Annotated in this window: 30 protein-coding genes; 8 read left to right on the plus strand and 22 right to left on the minus strand. The window is 67.6% G+C overall.

Annotation, left to right across the window (positions count from 1 at the left end):
- Positions 1-106 precede the first annotated feature (106 nt).
- Positions 107-985 carry a LysR family transcriptional regulator gene (locus tag V0R62_RS13185; protein WP_330104020.1) on the minus strand — a complete coding sequence of 293 codons (879 nt, stop codon included), beginning with the start codon at positions 983-985 and terminating at the stop codon, positions 107-109.
- Between the two features lie 108 nt (positions 986-1,093).
- Here V0R62_RS13185 and V0R62_RS13190 point away from each other — a divergent pair, with 108 nt between their 5' ends.
- Positions 1,094-2,068, plus strand: a complete 975-nt coding sequence (locus V0R62_RS13190) for a polysaccharide deacetylase family protein (protein ID WP_330104021.1) — start codon at positions 1,094-1,096, stop codon at positions 2,066-2,068.
- 135 nt (positions 2,069-2,203) lie between these two features.
- On the opposite strand, the gene V0R62_RS13195 is transcribed toward V0R62_RS13190, so the two are convergent.
- Positions 2,204-2,758: an ester cyclase gene (locus V0R62_RS13195; protein WP_330104022.1), complete on the minus strand. Its 555-nt coding sequence runs from the start codon at positions 2,756-2,758 to the stop codon at positions 2,204-2,206.
- Between the two features lie 128 nt (positions 2,759-2,886).
- On the opposite strand from V0R62_RS13195, the gene V0R62_RS13200 reads away from it, so the two are divergent.
- Positions 2,887-3,300, plus strand: a complete 414-nt coding sequence (locus tag V0R62_RS13200) for a winged helix-turn-helix transcriptional regulator (protein ID WP_330104023.1) — start codon at positions 2,887-2,889, stop codon at positions 3,298-3,300.
- Positions 3,301-3,445: 145 nt separating this feature from the next.
- On the opposite strand, the gene V0R62_RS13205 is transcribed toward V0R62_RS13200, so the two are convergent.
- The 20 genes from V0R62_RS13205 to V0R62_RS13300 form a co-directional block, all read right to left on the minus strand.
- Positions 3,446-4,297 (minus strand): CsgG/HfaB family protein, encoded by an 852-nt coding sequence (locus V0R62_RS13205; RefSeq protein ID WP_028688934.1) that lies wholly within the window; start codon positions 4,295-4,297, stop codon positions 3,446-3,448.
- 32 nt (positions 4,298-4,329) lie between these two features.
- Positions 4,330-4,749, minus strand: coding sequence for a curli assembly protein CsgF (locus V0R62_RS13210; protein ID WP_330104024.1), 420 nt, complete (start codon positions 4,747-4,749; stop codon positions 4,330-4,332).
- Entirely contained in the window at positions 4,746-5,141 is a 396-nt protein-coding gene (gene csgE, locus V0R62_RS13215; RefSeq protein WP_330104025.1) for a curli production assembly/transport protein CsgE, read from the minus strand. The genes V0R62_RS13210 and csgE overlap by 4 nt, the downstream gene beginning before the upstream one ends.
- Complete coding sequence (locus V0R62_RS13220) at positions 5,138-5,659, minus strand: type II secretion system protein (RefSeq protein WP_330104026.1); 522 nt, start codon at positions 5,657-5,659, stop codon at positions 5,138-5,140. Before V0R62_RS13220 ends, csgE begins: the two co-directional genes overlap by 4 nt.
- Positions 5,634-6,008, minus strand: a complete 375-nt coding sequence (locus tag V0R62_RS13225; RefSeq protein WP_186735552.1) for a type II secretion system protein — start codon at positions 6,006-6,008, stop codon at positions 5,634-5,636. The genes V0R62_RS13220 and V0R62_RS13225 overlap by 26 nt, the downstream gene beginning before the upstream one ends.
- 5 nt (positions 6,009-6,013) lie before the next feature.
- Positions 6,014-6,487, minus strand: a complete 474-nt coding sequence (locus V0R62_RS13230; RefSeq protein WP_330104027.1) for a type II secretion system protein — start codon at positions 6,485-6,487, stop codon at positions 6,014-6,016.
- Complete coding sequence (locus V0R62_RS13235) at positions 6,484-8,361, minus strand: secretin N-terminal domain-containing protein (protein WP_330104028.1); 1,878 nt, start codon at positions 8,359-8,361, stop codon at positions 6,484-6,486. The genes V0R62_RS13230 and V0R62_RS13235 overlap by 4 nt, the downstream gene beginning before the upstream one ends.
- Positions 8,358-8,861, minus strand: a complete 504-nt coding sequence (locus tag V0R62_RS13240) for a hypothetical protein (protein WP_330104029.1) — start codon at positions 8,859-8,861, stop codon at positions 8,358-8,360. The genes V0R62_RS13235 and V0R62_RS13240 overlap by 4 nt, the downstream gene beginning before the upstream one ends.
- Positions 8,861-9,412 (minus strand): type 4a pilus biogenesis protein PilO, encoded by a 552-nt coding sequence (gene pilO / locus V0R62_RS13245; RefSeq protein WP_330104030.1) that lies wholly within the window; start codon positions 9,410-9,412, stop codon positions 8,861-8,863. The genes V0R62_RS13240 and pilO overlap by 1 nt, the downstream gene beginning before the upstream one ends.
- On the minus strand, positions 9,399-9,941 hold the full coding sequence (locus V0R62_RS13250; RefSeq protein ID WP_330104031.1) for a PilN domain-containing protein: 543 nt from the start codon (positions 9,939-9,941) through the stop codon (positions 9,399-9,401). The genes pilO and V0R62_RS13250 overlap by 14 nt, the downstream gene beginning before the upstream one ends.
- 1 nt (position 9,942) lies before the next feature.
- A complete protein-coding gene (locus V0R62_RS13255) occupies positions 9,943-10,725 on the minus strand; it encodes a hypothetical protein (protein ID WP_330104032.1) in 783 nt (260 codons plus the stop codon).
- Positions 10,706-12,394, minus strand: a complete 1,689-nt coding sequence (locus V0R62_RS13260) for a GspE/PulE family protein (RefSeq protein ID WP_330104033.1) — start codon at positions 12,392-12,394, stop codon at positions 10,706-10,708. The genes V0R62_RS13255 and V0R62_RS13260 overlap by 20 nt, the downstream gene beginning before the upstream one ends.
- A gap of 54 nt (positions 12,395-12,448) precedes the next feature.
- Positions 12,449-12,982, minus strand: a complete 534-nt coding sequence (locus V0R62_RS13265) for a response regulator (protein WP_330104034.1) — start codon at positions 12,980-12,982, stop codon at positions 12,449-12,451.
- Positions 12,983-13,220: 238 nt separating this feature from the next.
- Entirely contained in the window at positions 13,221-13,862 is a 642-nt protein-coding gene (locus tag V0R62_RS13270) for a SurA N-terminal domain-containing protein (protein WP_330104035.1), read from the minus strand.
- A gap of 21 nt (positions 13,863-13,883) precedes the next feature.
- Positions 13,884-15,452: a cytochrome c/ABC transporter substrate-binding protein gene (locus V0R62_RS13275; protein WP_330104036.1), complete on the minus strand. Its 1,569-nt coding sequence runs from the start codon at positions 15,450-15,452 to the stop codon at positions 13,884-13,886.
- Positions 15,453-15,535: 83 nt separating this feature from the next.
- Positions 15,536-16,192, minus strand: coding sequence for an SCO family protein (locus V0R62_RS13280; protein ID WP_330104037.1), 657 nt, complete (start codon positions 16,190-16,192; stop codon positions 15,536-15,538).
- Positions 16,189-16,842 (minus strand): SCO family protein, encoded by a 654-nt coding sequence (locus tag V0R62_RS13285; RefSeq protein ID WP_330104038.1) that lies wholly within the window; start codon positions 16,840-16,842, stop codon positions 16,189-16,191. The genes V0R62_RS13280 and V0R62_RS13285 overlap by 4 nt, the downstream gene beginning before the upstream one ends.
- On the minus strand, positions 16,839-18,818 hold the full coding sequence (locus tag V0R62_RS13290; protein ID WP_330104039.1) for a cytochrome D1 domain-containing protein: 1,980 nt from the start codon (positions 18,816-18,818) through the stop codon (positions 16,839-16,841). The genes V0R62_RS13285 and V0R62_RS13290 overlap by 4 nt, the downstream gene beginning before the upstream one ends.
- Before the next feature lie 603 nt (positions 18,819-19,421).
- Positions 19,422-19,928 (minus strand): AAA family ATPase, encoded by a 507-nt coding sequence (locus V0R62_RS13295; RefSeq protein ID WP_330104040.1) that lies wholly within the window; start codon positions 19,926-19,928, stop codon positions 19,422-19,424.
- 112 nt (positions 19,929-20,040) lie between these two features.
- Positions 20,041-20,952, minus strand: a complete 912-nt coding sequence (locus tag V0R62_RS13300; protein ID WP_330104041.1) for a LysR family transcriptional regulator — start codon at positions 20,950-20,952, stop codon at positions 20,041-20,043.
- 84 nt (positions 20,953-21,036) lie between these two features.
- Between V0R62_RS13300 and V0R62_RS13305 the strand changes: the two genes are divergently transcribed.
- From V0R62_RS13305 to V0R62_RS13330, 6 genes are all read left to right on the plus strand, one after another.
- Positions 21,037-21,816, plus strand: a complete 780-nt coding sequence (locus V0R62_RS13305; protein ID WP_330104042.1) for an NAD(P)H-dependent oxidoreductase — start codon at positions 21,037-21,039, stop codon at positions 21,814-21,816.
- Between the two features lie 164 nt (positions 21,817-21,980).
- The gene (locus tag V0R62_RS13310; protein WP_330104043.1) at positions 21,981-22,757 is read left to right on the plus strand and encodes an ABC transporter substrate-binding protein; all 777 of its coding nucleotides are present in this window, start codon (positions 21,981-21,983) and stop codon (positions 22,755-22,757) included.
- A 24-nt stretch (positions 22,758-22,781) separates the two neighbouring features.
- Positions 22,782-23,471 carry an ABC transporter permease gene (locus V0R62_RS13315; protein WP_330104044.1) on the plus strand — a complete coding sequence of 230 codons (690 nt, stop codon included), beginning with the start codon at positions 22,782-22,784 and terminating at the stop codon, positions 23,469-23,471.
- Positions 23,472-23,483: 12 nt separating this feature from the next.
- Positions 23,484-24,182, plus strand: a complete 699-nt coding sequence (locus tag V0R62_RS13320; protein WP_110737207.1) for an ABC transporter permease — start codon at positions 23,484-23,486, stop codon at positions 24,180-24,182.
- 9 nt (positions 24,183-24,191) lie between these two features.
- Positions 24,192-25,304 carry a succinylglutamate desuccinylase/aspartoacylase family protein gene (locus tag V0R62_RS13325; protein WP_330104045.1) on the plus strand — a complete coding sequence of 371 codons (1,113 nt, stop codon included), beginning with the start codon at positions 24,192-24,194 and terminating at the stop codon, positions 25,302-25,304.
- Positions 25,305-25,323: 19 nt separating this feature from the next.
- The gene (locus V0R62_RS13330) at positions 25,324-26,088 is read left to right on the plus strand and encodes an ABC transporter ATP-binding protein (protein ID WP_186714580.1); all 765 of its coding nucleotides are present in this window, start codon (positions 25,324-25,326) and stop codon (positions 26,086-26,088) included.
- The last annotated feature ends 18 nt before the right edge of the window (positions 26,089-26,106 follow it).

Consider the following 26,106-nt stretch of genomic DNA (forward strand, 5'->3'; position numbering starts at 1 on the left):
CGCGAAAGGGCCGCAGAGCGGCCCCGCGATCTATGCATGAGTGTTGAAACCCAGGGGCCGCGTTGCGGCCCTTTCGCGGCACAAGGCCGCTCCTACAAGTGCCCGTTCAACCAAGCTCCGTCATGATCGCCTCCATCAGCGCCCGCACCCGCCTCGGCTGCACCCGGGTCGGCGGATAGACGATCTGCAACGCCACCTGCCCCGCACTGAAGTCGCCCAACACCTCCACCAGCCGGCCACTGTCCAGGTCATCCTGCACATCACGCAGCGACTTCAGGCACAGGCCATACCCGGCCAGGGCCCAGCGCCGCACCTGCTCACCGTTGTTGGCGACCCGCCGCCCGCCCACGCTGACCGGATACGCCGCCGCGCCCAGGCGAAACGGCCAGACCCGCTCGGTATGGATGCCAAAGCGCATGACAATGCAGTCGTGCCGCGCCAGGTCGTCCGGGTGCAGCGGTGTGCCGTGCCGAGTCAGGTATGCGGGCGCGGCGCACACCACCCGGCGATTGTCGCCCAGCGGTCGGGCGCGCAGGGAGCTGTCGGCCAATGTGCCGTAGCGGATCGCGAAGTCGATCCCCTGCCCGACAAGGTCGACGTAGCCATCGGTCAGGTCCAGGTCGATCGACACGTCGGGGTGCGCCTCGAGGAAGCGGTCGAGCAGCGGCGCGATGCAGTGCTGGCCGAGGTCCACCGGGGCGCTCAGGCGCACCAGCCCGGAGATCTTCTGCTGGCCGTGGCGCAGTTGGCTCTCCAGCTCGTCGGCCTCGGCCAGCAGGCGCCGGGCGCCGTCGGCCAGCAGGCGGCCGGCGTCGGTCAGGCTGAGCGAGCGGGTGCTGCGGGTCAGCAGCGCCACCCCGTAATGCGCCTCCAGCGCCGACAGGCGCTCGGACACGGTGGCCGGTGACAGCCCGCGCTCACGGCCCGCCGCCGACAGGCTGCCCTTCTCGATGATGGTGAGGAACAACGCCAGTTGATCCAGCATGGCTTTCGATTTTTCCGAAATATGATTTTGCCTTTCGGCTGATTATTAGCGATTTTATCGCTAATTACACTGCCCGGCATCGAAACCCACGCACTCAGGAGCGAACCGATGACCAGCAGAAGAGACTTCATGAAAGGCACCCTCGCCGGCGGCATCGCCGTGGCGGCGGGCGCGGCACTGGCGAGCGAACCCGGCAGCAGCAACGGGGCGACGCCCAGCAGCGGCGGTGGCAAGGTGTTCTGGCCCAACGGCGCGCAACTGGTAATTTCGGTGTCGTTGCAGTTCGAATCGGGCGGTCAGCCGGAGCATGCCGAAAGCCCCTTCCCGCCACTGGACCCGCAGTACCCCGACACCATCGCCCCCAGCTGGTACCGCTACGGCCCGCTGGAAGGCGTCCCACGCCTGCTCGCGCTGTTCGACCGGCACGGCATCAAGGTCACCTCGCACATGGTCGGCAAGGCCGTGGAAGCCTACCCGGAGCTGGCGGCCGAGGTGGTCCGGCGCGGTCACGAGGCCGCCGGGCACGGCCTGCACTGGGCGCCCCAGTACAGCCTGACGCCCGCCGAGGAGCGCCGCCAGTACCAGCAGGCCAGCGCCATCATCGAGCGCGTCACCGGGCAACGTCCGCTGGGTTTCAACGCGTTCTGGATGCGCCACTCCCGCGAGACCCTGAATATCCTCCAGGACCTGGGCTTCCTCTACCACATCGACGACCTGGCCCGTGACGAGCCCTCGATCACCCCAGTGCGCGGCAAGCCGTTCGCCGTGGTGCCCTACACCCTGCGCAACAATGACATTGGCCGCATCGCCGGGTCCACGGCGATGACCGGCGCCGCCTTGCTGCAGGAGCTCAAGGACGAGTTCGACGTGCTGTACGCCGAAGGCCGCCAGCGCCGCCGGCTGATGTCGCTGTCGGCCCATGACCGCATCGGCGGCACGCCCACCGTGGTGCGGGCGCTGGACCAGTTCTTCGCCTATGCCCGCAGCCATGCCGGCGTGGCGTTCATGCGCAAGGATGACATCGCCCGCTGGACCCTGGCCCAGGGCGATGCGCCGGTCAATCCGCCGCAGGTGTTCGGCTGATCGCAGGCCAGCCTGGCCCAACCTGTAGGAGCGGCCTTGTGCCGCGAAAGGGCTGCAAGGCAGCCCCGGCGACCTTTGCATTAAAGCTGAAATCCAGGGGCCGCTCTGCGGCCCTTTCGCGGCACAAGGCCGCTCCTACAGCCCCACCAGCCCCGCCTGACGCATGAACGCCAGGTTGTCCTCCAGATGCCAGTCCTCGGCGATCCGGCCATCGGCGATGCGATAGATGTCCATGGCGATGAAGTCGATGGCCTGGCCCTGACCCTGGTGCTCGCCCAGCGTGCCGGTGAAATGGCCGGTGAAGCGCAATGCTGCGGTGACCCGGTCACCCGCGACGATCATCTGCAGCACCTCGCAGCGCAGGTCCGGCACCGCCGCGCGGAATGCCCGGGAAGCCTTCAGCGGCCCTTCGACGCCCTGCGCCCGCCCCGGCGGCAGGGTGTTGTCGCGAAAGTCGGCGGCCAGCGCGGCGCGGGCCATGGCCTCGTCGCCGGTGTTCCAGAAGGTGTCGTAGCGGCGGGCGGCGAGGATCTGCTGCTGCGCCTGGGCCGCGGGCAGGCTCTGGTCGACCACCAGCGTGACCGGCGTCACCAGTTCGCTGGCGTTGCCCAGATTGGCCGCCGCAGTCAGCAGCAGCGTGGAGATCCAGCGGGCGGCACGCAGCGCCGAAGCCTTGGTTTCGGTGTTCATCCTGATTTCCTTCAGTGCGTTTACAAGGGGGCATGGCGCGGCCGCGAACCATGGACAACAGCCTAACCACCCCCGACGAAGCGCTCAAGAAGGCACTTTTCACTCACCTGATTACCCTGGAGTAACCCATGGCCCACTACCGCGAATGCCCGGCCTACGACGTCTTCGCCCCGAACTGCCCGGCACGCCTGGTGCTCGATCGCCTGGCCGACAAATGGGTGCTGCTGCTCATCGACCGCCTCAGCACCGGCGAACGGGTGCGCTTCAACCAGCTACGCCGGGATATCGCCGGCGTCTCGCAGAAGGTGCTGTCGCAGACCCTGAAGAAGCTCGAGCGCGACGGCCTGGTGGAACGCCAGGTACACCCGACCGTGCCGCCCACCGTCGAATACGCCCTGACCGAACTGGGCGCGACACTGGGTGGCACGGTGGAACAACTGGCGCATTGGGCGGAGTCGAACATGCCGGCGATTATTCAGGCGCGGCAACGCTACGATGATCGACCGGACCCAGGATGCCCCCGCAATGCAATCCCCCTGTAGGAGCGGCCTTGCGCCGCGAAAGGGCTGCGAGGCAGCCCCGGCGACCTTTGCATCAACGCTGAAATCCCGGGGCCGCTGTTCGACCCTTTCCGGCCGGTCCGCCCCTCGGCAAGGCCGCTCCTACAGGCAAGCGCGTAGCCTCGACTCACGGCTGCTGATACTGACTCAGGTACTTGTCCAGCACCGCCTTGTCCCCTGCCCCATCCCCCGCCACCTGCCACAACCGCCGCTCGATGCCCTGGGCCAGCAGGTGGCCCACCGCAGCTTCGATGGCCGACAGCACGCACAGCTGCGCCGGCTCGTTGGTGGTGTAGCCCACCTCGGCCTCGAGCAGCTTCTTGAACTCGATGAACTTGAACACCCCGGCGTTCTGCCCGACCGAGTAGATGGTCTTGCTGGTCATCACGTTGGCCAGCACCTGGCCGGTGCGCACGTCTACCGCCCGCAGGTTGACCGTGACCTGGTCGACCCGGTACTCGCGGGACAGGCCGATGCCCAGGTAGCGGGCGCCCTCGCCGCCGCTGCGCACGTTGGTGTCGTAGGCGATGATGCCGCCCTCGAGCATCAGGTTGGCCGCCTGCAGCGGCGGCAGCTCGCCCTGGATGTTTTCCGCGACATCGGGCTTTTTCTGCGAGGCGCGGATGATCTTGCGTTCGGTCAGCAGGTTCTGCAGGCCCTCGCGCTCCAGCACCACGAACCAGCCGCTGGCGTTGAGCGCGTCCATCAGCATGCTCGCCGCCCCCTGGGTAACGCTGGTGGAGAACGAACTGGCGGGGGTCGGCTTGTACTGCCCGGTCTGGTCTCGGAAGCCGTACACCACCGCCATCAACCGGCCGCGGGGCCGGGGCATGTTGACCAGGTCGTAGTAGGTCGAGGCCCGCGGCGTCAGCGTCGGGGTCTCGGGGTCCTGTTCGGCGGGCATCGGCTCGCGCAGGCCGCAGCCGTGCAGGCTACCCAGGGCGGCGAGGACCAGCAGTGTGCTCAGCAGGCGTTTCATGGCGTTCTCTCCCTAGCAAAGACCCGTCCCTCTCAGGGGTTCAGGCCGCTGACCTCGATGATCGAGACTTCCCCGGTGGCCCGGTCGGTGACCTTGATGCTCAGCGCCCCCGAATCGTCGATGACATCGATCAGGAAGGCGTCGGTGGACATGCTGCCGGTGTTGCCGTTGCTGATGTTGTCCAGTAACTGCCCGAGCAGGCGCGACTCGAGCTGGTTGCTGAAGCGCTCCAGGGCCGAGGTGCCGGCAAATGCCGAGCTGCGGTCCTTGAGGTCGGGATCGTCGTAGTCGTTCTGCGCCTGGGCGTTGTTCAGCAGCCAGGTGCCGTTGATCGGGTTGCCGCCGAAGGACGGGTTGACCGGGGTGTACACCAACTCGGTGGCCTGGGCCTGGCCACCGAGGCCGGCGGCCAGCAGGCAGGCGGCGATGCGTCGTGCAAGGTGGGTGCTCATAGCTCGTCCCTCTCCAGATCGGTTGTGTCCTGCAGCAGTCGTTGCAGCTTGCGCTGGACGATCTGCTGCCTGACCAGGTCGGCGGCCGCGATGGCCTCGTCGTTGAGTTGCGTGGTGTTGGGCGGCAGGAAACGCCGGTACAGCACCTCGCGCTCGTATTCCACCGTCACCAGGCTGCCCCAGCGGGCATCCGGGCGTTCGCGCACCACCAGGTTGAAGTCGAGCCGGCTGGTGGCACGCAGCCGGTCGCTGAAGGCGTGATAGAAGTCGTGGCCGATGTGCGAGATGGTGTTGTCGACGATAAAACCCATCATCTCGTCCTCGGCACCCGCCCGGGCCTGGCCCTGCATCAGCGCCAGGCACAGGCACAGCAGCGCGGCCAGGCGTTTCATGGCGCCTCTCCCGGGCCTGCGTGCTGGCGGGCGCCGCCGGCGCTTTCGGCAAAGGCCTGCTCGGCGACGAACTGCCAGTCGCTGTAGTGCTCCAGCCCTTCGAATGCGCTCCACTGGGCGTCGAAGCCGCTGCGCTTGAGCGGCGCGGCCTCGGAGCGGCTGTACACCCCGGTGATGCGACCATCGACCGCGCGCAGCAGGCCCCACTCCTCGCCACCGCCGACAGGGTCCGGGTAGAGCCGGCGCAGGTGGCGCTGCGGCGCCGGGAAACGGTTGTCCTCCACCAGCTCACCCAGGTCCTGCGGGTACTGGGCCAGGCCCGGCGAGGCGCGGTAGTAGCTGCGCAGGGCCTGGGCGTACTGGCCGCCCACCCACAGCAGCTGGCGCTCGCGCTCGCGCTGCACGCTGGTGGCCCACAGGGTGCCGGTGGCCGCCAGGGCCACACTGCTGACGGCGATCAGCAGCAGCACGCCCAGGTAGGTGAAGCCGGTTTCACCATTCGGCATAGAGGCTGCCATCACGCGCCCTCCCGCTGGCTCCACTCTTGATATCGGCCACCCCACCGGCCACGCCCTCGGGCGGTGGCACCAGCTGCCAGGCATCGCGGCGTTCGGTGATCGGGTCGACCGGGGTGTTGCGCAGGTAGCGCTGCTCGACCAGCTGATCGAGGGAATCGGGGTAGTGCCCGGTGTCGCCGTAGTAGTGGTCCAGGGCCTCGCGCAGCACCGCCAGGCTCTGGCGCAGGGTGGCCTCGCGGGAGGCCTCCAGGCTGTTGAAATAGCGCGGCATGGCGATGGTCATCAGGGTGGCGATGATCGCCATCACCACCAGCAGTTCGATGAGGGTGAAACCTCTGCTCGGTTTCATCGCCGTCACCATTGCCCGTAGGGGACGTTGTTGAGGCCATTGCCGGCGGCCTTGGAGTAGACGTCGAACACGTCCTCGCCCTCACGCGGGCTGTCGGCCGCGCTGTCGTAGGCGCGCAGGCCCCAGCCGCCCTGGTCGTCAACCTTGGCGGCGCGCAGCGGATCGTGGGGGATGCGCCGCAGGAAGTAGAACTTCGCGCCCTTGGCGCTGCGCACATCGCGCACGCCGTCCACCAGCACCTGCAGGTTCGGCGGATAGCCGCTGCCGTTCAGGCGCTTCTCGATGTAGCCGGCGTCGAAGGCGCGCTTGTAGGCATCGATGGCGTCGCGGATCTGGTACAGGGCCTCGCGCAGCTGCTGCTCCTTGCCCCGGCGCACCACGGTCTCGGTCAGTGGCGCGGCCATGCTGGCGAGCAGCCCGAGCAGCGCCAGGGTCAGCACCACCTCGATCAGGCTGAAGCCCTGCTGGCGGCGTGTCATGGCCGTGGCCTCGGGCCGGCGGGCACAACCGCCATCTGCCCTTCCACCAGCGGCGCCTCCTGCGACTCGCTGCCCGGCACCTCGGTGGGCACGGCGCTGGCCGGCACCGGCTGGGCCAGCTGGCGCACCTGCAGGGCCGACTCGGTGCCGGTGCCGAACTCCATGTCCGACGGGCTCTGGTACGGCAGGTTGCGCACGATGCGCGGGGTGATCGCCAACACCAGTTCGGACTTGCTCATGTCGTCCTTGTTGCTGCCGAACAGCCGGCCCAGGCCGGGAATGTCGCCCAGCCCCGGGATCTTGTTGCCGCTGGCGTTGTGGTCGTTGCGCACCAGTCCGGCCAGCACCTGGGTCTCGCCGTCGTGCAGGCGCAGGCTGGTCTGGGCGTTGCGGGTGTCGACCTGGACCGGAATGGTGCCCTGGCGGGTCGCCTCCAGCGGTGTGGCATTGCTCACTTCCAGGGCCACCTTGATCGCCACCTCGTTGTTCAGGTGTACGGTGGGCTGTACTTCGAGCTTGAGGCCGACGTCGAGGTAGGTAACGCTTTCGGTGATCACCGGCCCTTGGGTCGAAGGCACCGAAGTGGCACTGATGATCGGCACCCGCTGGCCGATGTGGATGCGCGCCTGCTCGCGGTTGCTGACCCGGATCACCGGGCTGGCCAGGGTATTGATGTCCTTGTCCTGGGCGTTGATCTTGGCCTGTGGCGCCGGCGAGATGCTGATGCGGCTGGAGTCGATGCCGCGCAACTGGTCGAGCACGCTCACCGACTTGCCGTCGCTGGTCAGCACGCCGAAGGTGTTGGGCCATTGCAGGCCGAGGTCGAGGATCCGCGAGGTGGCCACCTCCATCACCTCCACCTCCAGCACCACCTCGGGGTTGGACTGGTCCTGGGACTGCAGCAGCTTCTCGGCCATGCGCACGGCGTCGGGGGTGTCGCGCATGGTCAGGGTGTTGAGGCGCTCGTCGACGAACACGTCACGGGTCTTGAGCATGGTCTTGACCATGTTCAGCGCGGTGTTGGCGTCGATGCTGGTCAGGTAGAAGGTGCGCATGACCAGTTCCTGGTAGTCCTTGGTCTTCTGCGGCGAGTCCGGGTAGATCAGCAGGGTGTTGTCGTTGACGATCTTCTGGCGCAACTGGTTCTGCTCCAGCAGCAGGGCCACGGCGTCCTCGATACGCACCTCGCGCACGAAGATGGTGGCCTTCATGTCCGGGCGCAGGTCCTTGTCGAAGATGAAGTTGATCCCGGCGACCTGGGCCAGCACCTCGAAGATGGTCTTCAGGTCAGCATCGCGAAACTCCAGGGTGACCGGGCGCTCCAGCTTGCTGCGCAGCTGCGGGTACGGCGTGGCGGTGCGCGCCTGGACGTTCTCGATGTCGCTGCGCAGGGTCTGGCCTTTCTGGTTCTGCGGATCCAGGCGCAGCACCTCGCGCATGTAGCGTTCGGCGCCGAACAGGTCGCCCTGGCGCAACGCCGCCTGGCCGAGGGCGACGCGATCGTCGAGGGTGCGGATCAGCTCCAGCTGGCGGATGCCTTCCTGGGCGCGGCGGTTGTTCGCCTCTATGGTCAGCACCCGACCGTAGCCCATGCGCGCGCCGGCGAAGTCGTGGCGCACACGGTCGCTGTCGGCCTGGGTCAGCAGCGCCTCGACCGCGGCCTGGCGGCCGTGGGCCAGGGCGATGTTCAGTTCGGTGTCGCGCGGGTCCTCGCGCAGGGCCTCTTCCAGGCGGGCAATCCCGGCCTCGTACTGGCCTTCCTTGATCAGTTCCTGGCTGTCCTTGCGCGCGGCGCTCGAACCGCATCCGCCGATGGCCACGCACAGGGCCAGGAGCATGAACGGCGCAGGCTTGCACAACTTCGACGATTTCATGGTGCGCTCCCGACAGACAGGGTCTGTGGCTGGTGCAGTGGCAGGTAGACCAGGCTCAGCTCGGTGGCCGAGACGTGGTCCAGACGGTAGGTGTCATCGATCACGTCGCCCTGGCGCACGACGTAGAGCTTGTCGCCGCTCTGCAGGAAGATCTGCAGGTCGTCGCGCTCGCCCATGCGGCCGATGAAGCGAAACGGCAGCGTCGGGGCGGTGGGCGCGGCGGCCACCGGGGCGGTGATCACGGGTTGTTCGGTGACGGTGGCCAGGGCCTGGGGTGGGGTCCATTGCTGGCTGGGGAACAGGTCGCGTGAAGGGCTGGCGGCCTCATCGCGGGGCAAGCCCGCTCCCACTGGGACCGTGGATGCTGCGTGGGAGCGGGCTTGCCCCGCGATCGGGCCAGCCTCCTCTTCCTCCAGGCCGAACCAGTGCCCCGGTGCCCACGCCAGCGCGGCGCTCAACCCCAGGAACCCGGCCCACATCACCGCACGCTGAGTGTTCATCACGACCTCGACAGGTAAAGGGTCATGCGCACACGACCGGTCAGTTCCCGGTCACCGATCCGCTTGCGCTGCAGCTCCAGGTCTTCCAGCACCAAAGTCGGCAATTGGCCGAGCAGCGCCTTGAGAAAGCCGCGGATCTGCGGGTAGCTGCCGCGCACCGGCAGGACGATCTGGTAGCGCGCCAACTGGGTCTTGGGGTCCACTCCCAGGGCGTACTCGCCGCGGGACAGGCTGATGCGCTCGGCGCTGGCCAGGTGGTACAGGCGCTCGATCAGCTCGCTGGCCTGGGGCTGGCCGGGCAACTGCTGGCGCAGGTCGTCCAGGGCCTGCTGCTCGGGCCGGACCTGGACCTTCAGCTCGCCACGCGCCAGGCGCTGCACCTGGGCGCTGGCGTCGGCCTCGCTGGCGCGCAGTTCGCGCACCACCTGCCACTGCGGCAGCACCCCGCCCAGGGCGACGGCCAGCGCCAAGGCGCCGACCAGCAGCGCGGCCAGCCCTGCCCGACCCAGACGCCGCAGCGCTTCGTGGACGATCAGGCTAGGGACGCGCATGGCCGGTCTCCCAGGTAGCGGTGAGGTTGAAGCGCACCGGATGCTCGGCCTGTCCGGCCAGCACCTCATGGTTGAGCAGCGATACGTCGGACAGCTCGCTGCTGCGTTCCAGGCGCTGGTGGTACTGCAGCATCGCCTCGAGGTTGCGCGCCTCGGCGCTGATGCGAACCTGGCCCTTGCGCGCGTCCGGGGTGAGGCTGAGCAGCGCCACGTCTTCCTGCGGCATCGCCTCGAGCATGGCGAACAGTTGCTGCCAGGGCCGCTGCAGCTGCTGCGAGACGCTGCGCATCTGCGCCAGGCGCTCGGCCTGCTCGCGGATCACCGCGCTGTTCTGCACGGCGGCGGTGGCCGGGCGCCGGCCGAGCTTGAGTTCGAGCTGATGCACACGGCCTTCGAGGTCCACCTGCTCGCTCACCAGTTGCTGCTGGGCCAGTACCAGCACCGCCAGCACGGCACCGCCCAGGGCCAGCAGCGACCAGGCCAGGGGGCTGCTGTGACGGGGCTGGAATTCCAGATCGAGGCGGCGCATGTCAGGCCACCGCCCGCCACATGGCGCACAGCGGGTCGACCTCGGCGCTCGGCGCGCACAGCTGCACCGCCGCCAGGTGCGAGGCCGCCGTGCGCCCCGGCGCATGCAGGTACACCCGCGGCAACTGCTCGCCGTACAGCTCGCAGGTGCGCTCGATCAGTGCCTGCAGGGCCTGGTCGCTGTCGGCGCAGCCCTGGGCCAGCACCTGTTGCCAGGCGCCGCCGGCGGCCAGCAACAGCACGCTGCGGCGCGGCTCGGCGAGCACGAAGAGGAAGTCGCCCTGAGCCAGCTGCGCCGAGCAGCGGTTGTAAGCGGCCATCAGGTAAGGCTGCACCGAGCGCAGGCTCAGCCGGCTTTCCCGGCCCAGGGCCTGCAGGCCCTGGAGCAGCGCCTCGGGCAGCGCGGTGGCGATGCGCGCGGCGCCTGCCGGCTCCGGCGACAGCACGATGCGCCAATCGTCCAGGGCCTGGCCGTAGAGGTGTTCGAAGCAGGCCCGGGCGTAGGTGTCCAGTTCACCCGGGGTACCGATGGCGTCGCTCCAGGGCACCAGGCAGAAGCGGCTGTAGCGGGCCGAGAGCAGCACCCGCAGTTGCGCGCCGCGTGCCGGGTGCTCGCCGAGCAGGCCGGCCAGGGCCTCCAGGGCCGGGGCCCAGGCCGGCTGGGCGGCATCGCAGCTGAAGGCGCGGCTGCCCAGCCACTGGTGTTGATGACCATGCCAGCGCCCCAGGCCGACACCCTCGGCGCCGAGCACGGCGCAATACCGATCAGGCGATAAATGTGACACGGTTGATCTCCTCGAGTGTGGTGCGGCCGTCGCGGACCAGGTCCAGGGCCGAGGCGCGCAGCAGGCGCAGGCCACGTTGGCAGGCCAACTGCTTGATCTGCGCGAGCGGGCGGCGTTCGACGATCATCTGCCGCAGGTCGTCGTCCAGGTGCAGCAGTTCGGCAATGGCGTTGCGCCCGCGGTAGCCACTGCCACGGCACTGGCCGCAACCCTGGGCGCGCACGAAGCGCCAGCCGGCCACCGCGTCACGGGCCAGGCCCGAGGCGGCCAGCAGTTCGTCGTCGGGCTCGCAGGGCGCCGCGCAATGCGGGCAGGCCAGGCGCACCAGGCGCTGGGCCAGCACGGCGTTGAGCGCCGAGACGAAGCTGTAGGGGTCGACCTGCATCTGGCTGAAGCGGCCGATCACGTCGAACACGTTGTTGGCGTGGATGGTGGTGAACACCAGGTGCCCGGTGAGCGCCGACTGCACGGCGATCTGCGCGGTGTCCGGATCGCGGATCTCGCCGACCAGGATCTTGTCCGGGTCGTGGCGCAGGATCGAACGCAGGCCGCGGGCGAAGGTCAGGCCCTTCTTCTCGTTGACCGGGATCTGCAGCACGCCGGGCAATTGGTACTCGACCGGGTCCTCGATGGTGATGATCTTGTCGACGCCGTGGTTGATCTCGCTGAGCATGGCGTACAGCGTGGTGGTCTTGCCGCTGCCGGTGGGTCCGGTGACCAGGATCATGCCGTAGGGCTCGCTGGCCAGGCGCCGCAGGGCGCGCAGGGTGTGCTCCTCGAAACCCAGGGCCTGCAGCTGCACGCCGCTGACCTGGTCGGACAGGTCCTGCTTGTCCAGCACCCGCAGCACCGCGTCCTCACCAAAGATGCTCGGCATGATCGAGACGCGAAAATCGATCTGCCGCTCGCCGATGGCCACCTTGAAGCGCCCGTCCTGGGGCACGCGCTTCTCGCCGATGTCCAGTTCGGCCATGACCTTGATGCGCGAGATCACCTGCTCGGCGAAGGCGCTGCCGCTGGCCTTGCCGGCACCGTTGAGCACGCCGTCGATGCGGTACTTGATGGTCAGGCCCTGGCCGGTCATGCCTAAGTGGATGTCGCTGGCGTGCAGCTTGAGGGCGTCGTACAGGGTCGAGTTGACCAGTTTGACTACCCGGCTCTGGTCTTCGCTGATACTGGTCAGCGACAGGCGCTGCAGCGGGTCGGCCTCGCCGCCGGCCTCGGCGTCGTGGCCGAGGGCGTCGACGGCATGGAAGCTCTCTTCGTGGCGGGCCAGGAACGCGGCCAGGTCGGCGGCATGGACCAGGTACAGCGGCGCGCCCTGCAGGCAGTCGTCGATCCAGGCCAGACGGGCACTGTCGAAGGGGTCGGCGAACACGCCGACCCGCTCGCCGTGGTGCTCGATCAGGGCGAATTCACGCTTCAGGCATTGCGCCAGGCTGACCTGGTCGAAGGCCGGGGCGCAGGCGAACAGGGCCTGGGTGGCGAGGACCGGGTAATGCAGGGTGGCGGCCAGGCGCTGGGTGAAGGTGGCGGGCGTGTCGCTGGAGAGGCGCTCCAGGCAGACCAGCAGGCGCTCTTCGCCGGCTTGCTGGCGGGCCTGGGCCAGGAGGTCGCGAGGATAACCCCGCGATGGGTCCAGTGGATCTGCATCGAATGCCTGGGACATGGCCTGCGACTCCGCTCAGGGGCGGCGCCGCAGGCTGGGGGACCTTGGGCGCCGCTATTCCCCGGTGAGCAGTTGTTCGTCGTCAGGTTCGCCTGGCTTGGCGCCGTTGCGTCGGCGGTCGGCCAGGACCCAGCTGCCATCGTACAACTGCAAGGGGAACGACTCGTTCCTGTTCTGGCGTCGTTCGACGAACCCCGCGGCCGGCTGGTCGGTGCTCCTGCGCTGGCGCTCGATGCCCATCAGGTCGAAGACGGCGCGGGCCAGTTCCATCAGCGGGAACGGCTTGAACAGGACATGGGTCACACCCAGCTCGGCGGCGCGCTCACGGACCTCGGCGGTCGGGTGGGCGGTGATCAGCACGAAATGGCACGGCCTGTTCCTGCGCACGGTCTCCAGGACCTGAAACCCCTCCATGTCGGGCAAGCGGTAATCCAGCACGATCACGTCCGGTGCCAGGTTCTCGGCCAGTTCGATACCCGCGGTACCGTCATGAGCGAGATGGACCTCCAGGCCTTGCGCCTGCAGATACGCTTGCAGGTTCTGCGCAAGGGTCTGTTCGTCATCGACTACCAATACTCTGTTCACCAAGGTCCACTCCCATGAACTGCCCGGTTTCCCGGTCTGCGAAGTGCGGCCTTGTAGAGGCTTGAGCAGGCTTCGTGCCAGGCATGAAAAGTCATTGCGCACCGCTTTCAAGTCATTGATATCGTTGTCGCTTTCCATCCACCTCAGGCCGTGCTGGCAGGCCGTCCCCCACAACCGGGGGAGCTGATGGCACTTTGCCTTTGGGGCATTCCCCAACAGTGGGGAACGCCCCGGCACCGCTTCAATCGGCACGCTCCACTGTAGCGGAATCACGCAAACGTTGGCGCACCGCTTGCCGCGCCTGGGCCTGCAATTGCGCGACGAGCGCTGCCCTGGCCAGGCGCAGGCCGTGTTCAGGTAAGACCGAAGTATTATCACTTTGGTTCTGCATCCATTGCAGTCGTTGACGATTGGCCTGATGGAAGGCCGCGACCTCGGCTTCGCTGGGCGGCGCCACCGCCGTCAGCCGGGCGTAGACCTGCTGGGCGGCCATCTCCTGACGAGTGTAGTCAGCGAAGCTGCGCCGATCGAAGCCCGCCTCCTCCAGGCGGCGCTCGAACACTGCGGGGCTGCCGAAGGCCGCCTCCACCTCGCCGACCCGGGCCGTCAGCTGCGCATCGCTGATCTCGACGCCCTGGCGCTTGGCCTCCTGCCACAGCAGCTCCTTGTCGATCAGCTCGTCCAGGGCCTGCTCGCGCAGGCGCTGGTACAGGTTGGGGTTGCGGATGCTCGCCAGCGCCCGCCCCTGGGCCTGGAGGTATTCGCTGAAATAGCGCTCCAGGCGCAGCGCGCCGATGTCCACGCCATTGACCCGCGCCACCGGTGTGTCGGCGTGGCTTGCCAGGGCAAGCAGTGACAGCAGGCAGGCAATCAGTACACGCATGGTCATCCACTCCTGAAGGGATCATGGTGAGTCCGGTACCGGACGATACGGTGCCACCTCGGCATAGCCCGGCCCCGGCAGGCTCACCTCCACCACATGGGCGCCGGCCATGCCCTGGCGACGTCCGGGGCCGAAGCCCAGCAGCGGCGTCAGGCCGGTGTCGACGTCATGCAGCTGCTCCAGGGCGCCAAGCAGTTGTTCACGGCTGGCGTCGCGCCCCACCTGTTTCAGCGCTTCGACCAGCAACTGCCAGGCGCACAGCGTGCTGACCTGCAACGACGCCTGGCGTGGTTCCAGCCCTTGGCGCTGCTGCACGCCGGCCAGGGTTGCCCGGCCTCGGGCGGTCCAGTCGCCGGGCACGAACGGATAGGCCAGCAGCACCCGCCGCGACCAGGCCGGTGCCAGTCCCGGCACGGCACCGGCCACCTGGCTCGACGCGGCAAGCAGGTAGGGGTTGCGGCCGGCGGTCTGCAGACTGGCGGCCAGCTCGGCAAATGCCTGGGTTCGCCCCAGGAAGACGATGCCCTCGCCTGCCAGCGCCTGGCCCGTGAACACTTGCGCGGATACGCCGGTAAAGCCCAACTGGCGCAACCGCTGCTGTACAACCTGCGCCGCCTCGGCCTGGTCTTCGCCGGCATAGACCACCTGCACGGCTTCGCCGGCCAGGCCAAGGGTGTCGCGGGCATACAGGGCCACGCTGAGCAATTGCTCGGGCACGCCCGGCAAAGGGTCGAACACCTGCACGCTGCCACCACTGCGCGGCGTGGCGCCGATCAGCGGCAGGCCCGCCTGTTCCAGCTGGCGACTGTCGAGCAGCGGTGCCACGGGCGCAATCAGGGCGAAAACCCGCTCGCGCTGGATCAGCTGGTCCAGCGCCTGTGCGGTACTGGCCGGATCCGGCCCCGGGTCCATCACCATCAGCTGCAGACGACGGCCATGGATGCCCCCCGCCTGGTTCAGCTGGGCGACGCCATCCTCCAGCACCGCCCTCACCGTCCGCCCGGCCTCGGCCAGCGGGCCCTGTTCGGGGAGCAAGGTACCGAGGCGCAGCGTCCCCTCCTCCACGCCCGGATCGCGGTCCTCGCCCAGGCGCTTGAGGTAGGCCGCCAGGTTGCGCTGGTCGGCCAGGCTCAGCTCAAAGCGCGGCATGGCCGGGTCCAGCCGGTTGCCAGCGGGGTCGACGCCGCTGCGCACGACCCGCGCCAGGCTGGCTTCGGTATAGGCTGGGTAGCGTCGGTTGTTGACCTCGCGAGCGCCCGGGCCGAGGGCCAGACGCTGCCAGTCCAGGCTCGGCGGGCGCACCCCGCCTTCGCTGCGACCGCGCCCGTCGTTGCCGTGGCAACTGGCGCAAGGCAGCACGCTGGCCGGCACGCTCATGTCAGCGGGGCCGACCCGGGCCAGCAACTGGGCGTCGCTGCTGGAGACGCCTTCGCGGTAGAGGCGTTTGCCGGCTTGTTCGTGGTCGGTGAGGTCCAGGGCCAGGGCTGGGGTGCATAGCAGCACCAGCCACAGTGCCCCTGTAGGAGCGGCCTTGTGCCGCGATCGGGCGCGCAGCGGCCGCCATGACAGGCGATGGGGTATATCAGGCATATCGGCGTCGCCTGATTTACGGCCGCTTCGCGCCCGATCGCGGCACAAGGCCGCTCCTACAGGGGTCGGCAAGTACATGGTAGTCACCGCCCCGCCAGCGGTTGGGTCAGCAGCTGCATGCGCTGGGCGATGGCGGCAGGCGGTGCATCGGGACGGATCTTGCTCCAGCGCTTGCCTGCCACGTCGCCGGCGATCAACTGCGTCGAATGCTGCTCGGGGCTGGGCAGGAACTGCCCCAGGCGCCCGAGCACCAGGTCGACGCTGGCCTTGTCGCCGGTCAGGAACAGCCAGTTCGGCCCGTCCACCCCTTGCTTGCGGGCAAACGTCTTGAGCACCTCAGGCGTGTCGTTCAGCGGATCGCTGCTCACCGAGACGAAGGTCACCTGCGCCGCAAGCTCGGCGCCCATGGCCTCGCGCACCTCGCGCAACTTGCGGGTGATCAGCGGGCAGGCGTCGTTGCAGTGGGTGAAGATCACGTTGAGCATCACCACCTTGTCCTTGAGCACATCGCTGTAGAAGCGCAGCTCGCGGCCGTCCTGGTCCTTGAGCACGGTGTCGGTGAACCAGGTCTGCGCATCGCGGGTGCCACCGCCGCTGGCCATCGCCTGCGGCGCGGGTTGCGGCGCTGGCGAGTGGCCCTCGTGGGCGAACGCGACCGAGGCGAGGATCCACAGGCAGCCGCCAAGCACCAGCCAGTCCAGGCTGCGCATGCCGGCATGACGGGAAGTCTGCGCGCTCATGGCCGCGCCTCCTGGCCGGCGATGGCCGTGCTCTTGGCGTGCACCCGGCGTGCGCTCAGGCGGTTGATCTCGCCGATCAGCACGTTGGGGTCGGTGAAGCCGTAGTAGCGCGTCCAGTGCCCGCTGCGCCCGTCACCAACCAGGATCAGCGGCGGATGCTCGCTGAGGTTGGCGCTGAAGCTGCCGAGCCCCTTGAGCGTCTCGCTGATGGCATAGGGCGAGCCGGTCAGCCAGCTCCACCCCGGCCCGTGCTGGAACGCCCGGGCATAGCCGGCCAGGCGTTTCGAGTCGTCGCGCTGCGGGTCGACGCTGATCGACACCAGGCGGATCTCCTCGCCCACCCGTCCGCCCAACTGCTGCTGGACCTTGCTCATGATCGACGAGACCACCGGGCACACCGTGGTGCAACTGGTGTAGATGAAGCCCATGACCACCAGGTGATCCCCCACCAGGTCTTGCTCCAGGCGCACCGGCATGCCGTCCTGGTCCAGCAGCGCCACGTCGGCGAAGCGCACGCTGGCCTTCTCCTGGCGCGCGGCCGGGGGTTGCTCGGGCTGACCGCCGTGATCGTGGCCGGCGTGGGCCAGGGCCAGGTTGCTGGCCAGCAGCAGGCTCAGGCCCAGCAGTTTTCCGCCATGCAGACGCGTCATCGCACACTCCTGGCTTCCCCTTGGGAAGTACTGGGCTTTGCTGCGCTCGGCAGGACGCGCAGGCTGGTGTAATTGTCTTCGGTGAAGGCGCGCCCGAGGCTGGGCGACTGCACGTGCAGGTACCAGGCGCCGGCCTCGGCCAGCTCCAACGGTGCCTGGTAGAGCCCCTCGCTCACCTCGACCAGCGCCACGTCGCGCGGCAGCGACGAAGGCGCCAGGAAGTAGCGCAGGCTAAGGTCTTCGAGCCCCTGGCGCGGCTTGCCGTCCTCGCCGAGGATGCGTACCTGGGCCATGTAGGGCGCGTGTTGCAACAATGGCCGGGCGGTGCCGATGAACTCGGCATGAGCCCGCTTGCGCAGGCTCGACTGCGGCAGCGCCGCGACCTCGGTGCTGAAGCAGTGGATGATCTGCGGCTGGTTGAGCAGGAAGGCCACGTCGAAGGTGCCGGCCGCCGGCAGCTTGACCGTCGAGCCGTACACCCCCGGCGCGACCTCGCGCAGGCTACGGTCGATGACCAGCGCGGCGCGGGCCTGGTGGCCGCGGTTGTTGTAGCCCGACATCGGCGCGTTCATGCCCTCGGCGTAGAAGTAGGTGGTGTTGTCCACCGGGTTGACCACGAACACCGAGTTGTCGTCGCGGGAGATGCTCACCCCCTGGGCCAACGGCAGGTCGCCGGCCTGGCGCGGCGCCGCCGGACCGGCCTCGAAGCCCTGGACGATCGGCGTGCGCCCCTGCCCCAGGCTTGCCAGGTTGATCATGCTCACCTTCGGCGAGGCCAGGCCGCGCACGTAGGCGTAGGCCTTGGTAAAGGTCAGCTGGTAGGGCTCGGCGGCCACCGGGATTCGGTGGATCAGCTGGTCGGTGCTGGCGTCGATCACCAGCGCCTGGTTCTCCAGGGTATTGAGCACCACGCCATAGCGGCCATCGTGGCTGAAGCGCATCGGCCCCAAGCCCTGCTCGGCCTTGACCGTGTGGCGCAGGCTATGGCTGCGCGCATCGATCACCCGCACCGTGCCTTCCTGTCCATCGACCACGTACACCGCCTGCGACAATGGCGAGTAAGCCACCGACAGCGGATGCGGGCCGACCTCAAGGGTCTTCACCAGGCGCATCTGGGCGGTGTCGATGACGCTCAGGGTGCCGCCGTCGCGGTTGCTGACGAACGCAAAGCGCGAGTCGGCGCTGAAGGCAATCTCGTGGTGGCCGGAGCCGGTGACGAACGACTTGAGCTTGGTCCGGCTGGGCACGTCGATCACCGTCACCCCGCCCTTGGCCGGATCATGGCTGTTGTTGCCCACCCACAGCAGGCGCTGGTCGGGTTGCAGCGCCACCCGCAGCGGCTGTTCGCCGGCCTCCAGGGTGGCCACGCGGGTGAAGGTCTCGGTGTCGATCAGCGCCACCTGGTTGCGTTCGGGCATGGACACGAACACCTGCTTGTCATCGCCGGTGGCCACCCAGTCCATGGGCCGGCCCGGCAGGTCGATACGCGCCAGGGTGCTGGTGACTCCGCCCACCGACACGGTCGGGTCGATCACCGTCAGACTCGCGTCCTTGTTCAGCACCAGCAGGAAGTAGCTGTTCAGATCGAGCAAAGGACGAGCGCCGATGCTGCTCTTGAGGAACAACGCCACCCGCGCCTTGCAGCTGCTGTCGCGGTCGCCGACCGGTGCCGACTGCGCGGGGTCGAGCCAGGCGCCGGGGGCCATGCCCGACAAGGGCTGGCCGCTTGACTGGTCGCTGACCTTGAAGCGGATGTTGGCAAAATCGCCCTCGCGCAGCTCCCCCCCGCTCAGGGGGCGGGCCTCGAACTCCACGGTCACGCCATCGCGGTTGAGGGTATGCAGGGCTTGGGGATCAGCGGCCTCCTGCAGCAGCTCGCGGGGGTCGCACCAGAGCTTTTCGTAGGCGACGCCAAGGCCGATCAGCGCCGTGCCCAGCAGCAGGCCCAGGTAGGCTGGGCGCAGCTTGCGGTTCATGCCCGCGCTCCGCTGGCGGGGATGGGCGCGCACGGGGCAGCGCCTTCGAGCGGGATGACCATGCTGCACCTCCACGGGGCTCAAGGGTTCTGTGGAGGGTGGAAGCAAGCGCTATGCCATCACTAAAGTTGTTTTGAATCAGAGTGTTGGAGAAGTAAGCGAAGAGTATTGGGGAGGCTGCCCCAAACACGGGGGCGCTTTGAGCCCCTTTTCAAGGTTTTTGCGTTTTTTGGACTATGGCCGCTCCAATTCAAGATTGCCTGGGCCGGCCTTATCGCGGGTCAACTCACACTCAGTGCAGGGTTGGCAGCTGTCTTTCGAGCGCGTGTAGGCGACCAGGTGTGAGACGACCGTCTTGCAGCGCGCTCGATCTCATAGGCGCAGCTAGGATTACGGCGAACACCTAGTGGCCATCACGCGTTCGAGAACCCCAGCTCCCACGGTACGAAATTCGTACTTATTCATGTCGACAGCCTGACGCCAACCTGGAAAATATAGGCTTTCCTTGTTAAAAAACAATAAAATTACATACCACGTAGTACGACATGATTGCTCATTCGCCGCTGATAACGACATACAAGGGACGCACACCCCCTCCAAAACTCATCCACCGCAAAGACACCATTCCGCGATAAGCCGCACAGCCTCCTCCGGAGAGATGAAGGCGGTGTCGACTGTAAACGGTACCTCCCCCCACGGCTCGTACTCATGATTCACCACCGACGCCCAGCTGGGAGGCGTCAAGCCCGGAATATCGACCTCCCGGGTCTCGACCCGGCGCCGGTGCTCCCCTGTATCGGAACAAATCACCAGGACATCCACCAGCCGAACGCCTGCCCGCGCCGCCACATCGCGCCACGCCACCCGGCTCTCGGCCACGGGATTGACACAGTCAGCGATCACCGTGCGGCCGAGGCGCAAGTTGTCGAGCGCCAGTTCGAAGGCCACCAGGTAGCCGCTACGCCCGACCTCCCCGGCCAATTCGCCGGAACGTCGAAGGGCCTGCTCCAGGGTGTCGATACGCAGATAGACCGCGCCGAACCTTGCGACCAGTTGCTTGGCGATGGTGCTTTTCCCGGTACCGGGCAAGCCGCTGAAGACGATGAGCATTGATTGTCCTTGAATGCATGGGTGTCGGATAAGCAGGCCCCTGTTACATCTGCGCCCAGTATCCGGGGCTGCCCATGGTAATCCTGATCAGTGTGCTGGCGGCGCCATGCGCCTATCGCCGCGCGGTCGATGCCCCACGGGCCAGCTGCTCGCGCAACCACTGATGCGCAGGATCCCGGTGCACCCGCTCCGGCCACAGCATCAGCATCTCGAAGCCCGGCACCGCCAGGGGTGCCTCCACCACCGCGAGCGCCGGATTCCCGGCCACCAGGCGCTGCGGCAGCATGGCCACCAGGTCACTATCGACCAGCATCGCCGCAAGGCCCGAGAAGCGCGGCACCGACAACACCACGTTACGCGTGAGTCCCTGCTCGGCCAGGGCATCGTCGGTCGGGCCGCTGAAGCCGCCACCGTCGGGCGACACGATGACATGCTCCAGCGCACAGAACTGCTTGAGCGTCGGCCGGCGCCTGAGACGCGGATGATCGGCACGCCCGGCCAGCACGTAGCGGTCAGCGAACAGCGGGCGCTGGCGCAAGCCGGGCGGCGCATCGATGGCGATGTGGAAAGCCAGGTCCAGCTCGCCCTGCTCCGCCTTGCGCACCAGCGTCGGCGGGTTCATGTCGACGATCGCCAGACGCGTGCCCGGGGCGGCCGCACGCAGTGTGGCCAACGCAGGGCGCAGGATGGTCGCTTCGGTGTAGTCGGTCGCGGCCACCCGCCAGGTCAGCTGTGCCCGGACCGGGTCGAAAGGCCGTTCGGCGGCGATAGCCAGGCGCAGCGCCTCCAGGGCCCGGCTCAACGGCTCGCGTAGCGCCAGGGCGCGGGCGGTCGGGCGCATGCCGCGGGCACCCGGCAACAGCAATGGATCGCCCAGCGCATCACGCAGCCGTGCCAGTTGCACACTGACCGTCGGCTGGGCGAGGTGCAGGCGTTCGGCGGCGCGGGTGACGTTGAGTTCGGCGAGCAGCGCGTCGAGGGTGACCAGCAGGTTCAGGTCCAGGCTTCGCAAGGAATCATGCATGGCAATACCTGTAATTTCATCTATTCATTTCAACAATATGCAGGGTATCCGCATGCTTTGGCCATCCCCTACCGGAGCCCGACCATGAACATCCTGATCGTCTACGCCCATCCCGAACCCCGCTCGCTCAATGCCGCCCTCAAGGACTTCGCCGTCCGCCACCTCGAACGCCGGGGCCACCATGTCCAGGTCTCGGACCTCTATGCCATGAAGTTCAAGGCCGTGCTGGACGCCGGCGACAGCGTCGAACACCCCACCGGTGAGCGCTTCAGCCCCTCCGACGCCTCGCGCCGGGCGTTCGCCGATGGCACCCAGGCGCCCGACATAGTTGCCGAGCAAGCCAAGCTGCAGTGGGCCGACGCGGTGATCCTGCAGTTTCCGCTGTGGTGGTTCGGCCTGCCGGCGATCCTCAAGGGCTGGGTCGAGCGGGTGTACGCCTATGGCTTCGCCTACGGTGTCGGCGAGCACTCCGACCGGCACTGGGGGGATCGCTACGGCGAAGGCCGACTGGCGGGCAAGCGCGCCATGCTGATGGTCAGCATGGGCGGCTGGGCCTCGCACTACAGCGAGCGCGGCATCAATGGCCCACTCAACGACATCCTGTTTCCCATCCAGCACGGCATCCTGTTCTACCCGGGGTTCGAGGTGCTGCCGCCGTTCGCGGTGTACCGCACCAGCCGGGTCGACGACGCAGGCTTTGCGGCGGCGTGCGCGTCATTGGGCCAGCGGCTCGATGGCTTGTGGAATGATGCGCCCATTCCGTTCCGACGGCAGAACGGCGGGGATTATGCGATCCCGGCGTTGACACTGCGGCCTGAGCTTGCGCCTGGCCGGGACGGTCTGGGCGTGCATGTTGCCGACTAGGGGTCCGCCACAACTCTGTCGGCAGACACCATCGACCACTGCACTGACACAATTATTTTCACCATATTGATAAATGAAATATTTCATGTCATGTTCTTCTCCGTGCCCAGGCCCCTCCCAAGCAAGGCCCTGGACGGTACGCCCCACCCACCGGAGTCAAGAACATGAACAAGACAGGACTTCTCGGCGCGCTGGCACTCTGTGCCTGCAGCGCCTTCGCCCAGGCCGACGACGCCAGCCTGCGCATTGGCATCGAGGCCGCCTACCCGCCCTTCTCCTACCGCACCCCTGAAGGCGAGCTCGCCGGCTTCGACTACGACATCGGCAATGCCCTCTGCGCGCAGATGCAGGTCAAGTGCCAGTGGGTGATCCAGGAGTTCGACGGCATGATCCCGTCGCTGAAGGTGCGCAAGATCGACGCGGTGCTGTCGTCGATGTCGATCACCGAGGATCGCCTGAAGTCGGTCGACTTCACCGACAAGTACTACCAGACCCCCGGCAAGTTCGCGATGAAGGCCGGCAGCCGGCTCGACACCCCGACGGTGGACCTCAAGGGCCGCAAGGTTGGGGTTCAAAGGTCGTCCACCTATGACCGCTTCGCCACCGAGCAACTGGAACCGGCGGGGGTCGAGATCGTCCGCTACGCCTCGCAGAACGAAGCCTTCCTCGACCTGGTGTCCGGGCGCCTGGATGCCACCCTCGCCGACATCGTCAACACCGAAGAGAGCTTCATCAAGACTCCGGCCGGCCAGGGCTTCGCCCTGGTCGGCCCGGACATCGCCGACCCGCACTATTTCGGCCGCGGTGCCGGCATCGCCGTGCGCAAGGGTGACAGCGCCAACCTGGCGCGGCTCAATGCCGCCATCGCCGCGATTCGCGCCAATGGCACCTACCAGCAGGTGCAGCGCAAGTACTTCCCGTTCGACATCTACGGCCAATAGCGCAGGCTGACGAGGGTTTTCATCATGCTTCACGGCTACGGATCGAGCATTCTCGAAGGCGCCTGGCTGAGCATCCACCTGGCCCTGCTGGCGATGGCCCTGGCCATCGGCCTGGGCCTGTTCGGTGCGGCCTGTCGCCTGTCCCCCCTGAAATGGCTGGCGCTACCGGGCGAGGTGTACACCACGGTGGTGCGCGGCATTCCCGACCTGGTCCTGATCCTGCTGGTGTTCTATGGCGGCCAGGACCTGGTCAACCGCCTGGCGCTGGCACTGGGTTACGAGCAGTACATCGACATCAACCCCTTCGTCGCCGGCGTCTGCACGTTGGGCTTCATCTTCGGCGCCTACCTCTCGGAGACCTTTCGCGGCGCCTTCCTGGCCATCCCCAAAGGCCAGGCCGAGGCCGGCATGGCCTACGGCATGAGTGCCCTGCAGGTGTTCCGGCGGATCAGCCTGCCGCAGATTGTGCGCCTGGCGCTGCCGGGGTTCACCAACAACTGGCTGGTGCTGACCAAGTCCACCGCGCTGATCTCGGTGATCGGCCTGCAGGACATGATGTTCAAGGCCAAGAACGCCGCCGACGCCACCCATCAGCCATTCACTTTCTTCCTCGCCGTGGCGGCCCTGTACCTGCTGCTGACCAGTGCCTCGCTGCTGCTGTTGCGCGGTGTGGAGAAACGTTACTCGGTCGGCTACAAAGCCGCCGAACTCTAGGGGAGCTGCCCGATGACACTCGACTATCAGCTGATCTGGCAGAACCTGCCGCTGTACCTGAACGGCATCGCCCTGACCCTCAAGGTGCTATTGATCTCGCTGGCCTGCGGCCTGGCCCTGGCGATCCCGCTGGGGTTGATGCGGGTCTCGCGCGCGTGCCTGCTGCGCTACCCCGCCTGGCTCTACACCTATGTGATCCGCGGCACGCCGATGCTGGTGCAACTGTTCCTGATCTACTACGGGCTGGCCCAGTTCGAGGCGGTGCGCCAGAGCCCGTTGTGGCCCTACCTGTCCAGCGCTACGTTCTGCACCTGCCTGGCGTTCGCCATCAACACCAGCGCCTACAGCGCCGAGTTGCTGGCCGGAAGCCTGCGCGCCACGCCACGCGGCGAGGTGGAAGCGGCCCGCGCCATGGGCATGTCGAGGCTGACGCTGTACCGGCGCATCCTGCTGCCCTCGGCCTTGCGCCGCACCTTGCCGCAGTACGGCAACGAGGTGCTGATGATGCTGCAGACCACCAGCCTGGCCTCGATCGTCACCCTGGTCGACATCACCGGCGCGGCGAAGACCTTCAATGCCCGCTACTACCTGCCGTTCGAGGCGTTCATCACCGCCGGGCTGATCTACCTGGTCCTGACCTTCCTGCTGGTACGCCTGTTCAAACTGGCCGAGCGCCACTGGCTGGCCTACCTCGCCCCCCGCAAGCACTAAGGAGCTTCCATGCAGCACATCGACCATATCCTGCCCTGGAGCGCCTGCGGGACCCAGCGCTCCCTGCGCGTGCTGCGCTTTGGCAGCGGCCCGCGCAAGGCCTATATCCAGGCCTCGCTGCACGCCGACGAGTTGCCGGGGATGCGCGTGGCCATCGAGCTCAAGCACCGCCTGCTCGAACTCGAGGCGCAAGGCCGGCTGGCAGCGGTGATCGAACTGGTGCCGCTGGCCAACCCGATCGGCATCGGCCAGATGTTCCAGGCCACCCATCAGGGCCGCTTCGAATTCAACAGCGGCAAGAACTTCAATCGCGACTTCCCGGCGCTGACCGAAGCGCTGGCCGCCCACCTGGAAGGCCGCCTGGGCAGCGATGGCCAGGCTAACGTGACAACCATCCGCCGGGCCATGCTCGAACTGCTCGATGAACTGCCCGCGCCCGACTCGGAGCTCGACGGCCTGCGCCGCCTGCTGCTGCGCCACGCCTGCGACGCCGACCTGGTGCTGGACCTGCACTGCGATTTCGAATCGGTGATGCTGCTGTACGCCATGCCGCAGCACTGGACCCAACTGCGCCCGCTCGCCGCCCGCCTCGGCGCACAAGTGGCGCTGCTGGCCGAAGGCGCAGGCGGCGATGCCTTCGATGAAGCCTGCGCGGCACCGTGGCTGCACCTGCGCGAGTACTTCCCCGAAGCCGAGATTCCCCTGGCCTGCGTGGCGACCACCATCGAGTTGCGCGGCATGGCCGACACCGAGCGCGAGCAGTGCCAGGCCAGCGCCGAGCAGATCCTCGGCTACCTCGCCGACCAGGGCCTGATCAGCGGCCCGTGGCCGGCCGCGCCGGAGCATTGCTGCCAACCCACGCCCTTCGCCGGCGCGCAGTATGCCTACGCCGAGCACCCGGGCGTGGTCAGCTACCTGCAGCCACTGGGCGCGCAGGTGCGGGTCGGCGATCCGCTGTTCGAAGTGCTCGATCCGCTCAGCGACCGCCACAGCGTGGTCAGGGCCACCACCGACGGCATCCTCTACGCCCGTGAACGCCTGCGCTTCGCCCAGCCCGGCCTGTGGCTGGCCAAGGTCGCCGGCAGCACCTCCATCCGCCAAGGTCGCTTGCTCAGCGACTGACCCCTGCGAGTACCGACTGATGAACAAACTGCAAATCCACGACCTGCACAAAAGCTACGGCAACCACCAGGTGCTCAAGGGTGTTTCGCTGCAGGCCGACGCCGGTGATGTAATCAGCATCATCGGCTCCAGCGGCTCGGGCAAGAGCACCTTCCTGCGCTGCATCAACCTGCTCGAGCAACCCAATGCCGGGCAGATCCTGGTCAACGGCGAACAGCTCAAGCTGCGCGAATGCGCCCGCGGCGGGCTGCGCGCGGCGGACCCGCGCCAGCTGCAGCGCCTGCGCGCGCGGTTGAGCATGGTCTTCCAGCACTTCAACCTGTGGTCGCACATGAGCGCCCTGGACAACGTCATGGAAGCCCCGGTGCACGTGCTCGGCATGAACCGCAAGGAGGCCCGGGACAAGGCCGAGCACTACCTGGCCAAGGTCGGTGTCGGCCATCGCCGCGACGCCTACCCGGCGCACATGTCCGGTGGCGAACAGCAACGGGTGGCCATTGCCCGGGCCCTGGCCATGGAGCCCGAGGTGATGCTGTTCGACGAGCCGACCTCGGCGCTCGACCCGGAACTGGTCGGCGAGGTGCTCAAGGTCATGCAGGACCTGGCCCAGGAGGGCCGCACCATGGTCGTGGTCACCCATGAGATGGGCTTCGCCCGCGAGGTCTCCAACCAGCTGCTGTTCCTCCACCAGGGCCAGGCCGAGGAGCGCGGCGACCCACGCGAAGTGCTGGCCCGGCCGCAGTCCGAACGCCTGCGCCAGTTCCTCGCCGGCAGCCTGAAGTAAACGCCGGGGCGCTCAGCG

Source organism: Pseudomonas carassii, from assembly GCF_036324045.1.
Taxonomy (GTDB): Bacteria; Pseudomonadota; Gammaproteobacteria; order Pseudomonadales; family Pseudomonadaceae; genus Aquipseudomonas; species Aquipseudomonas peradeniyensis.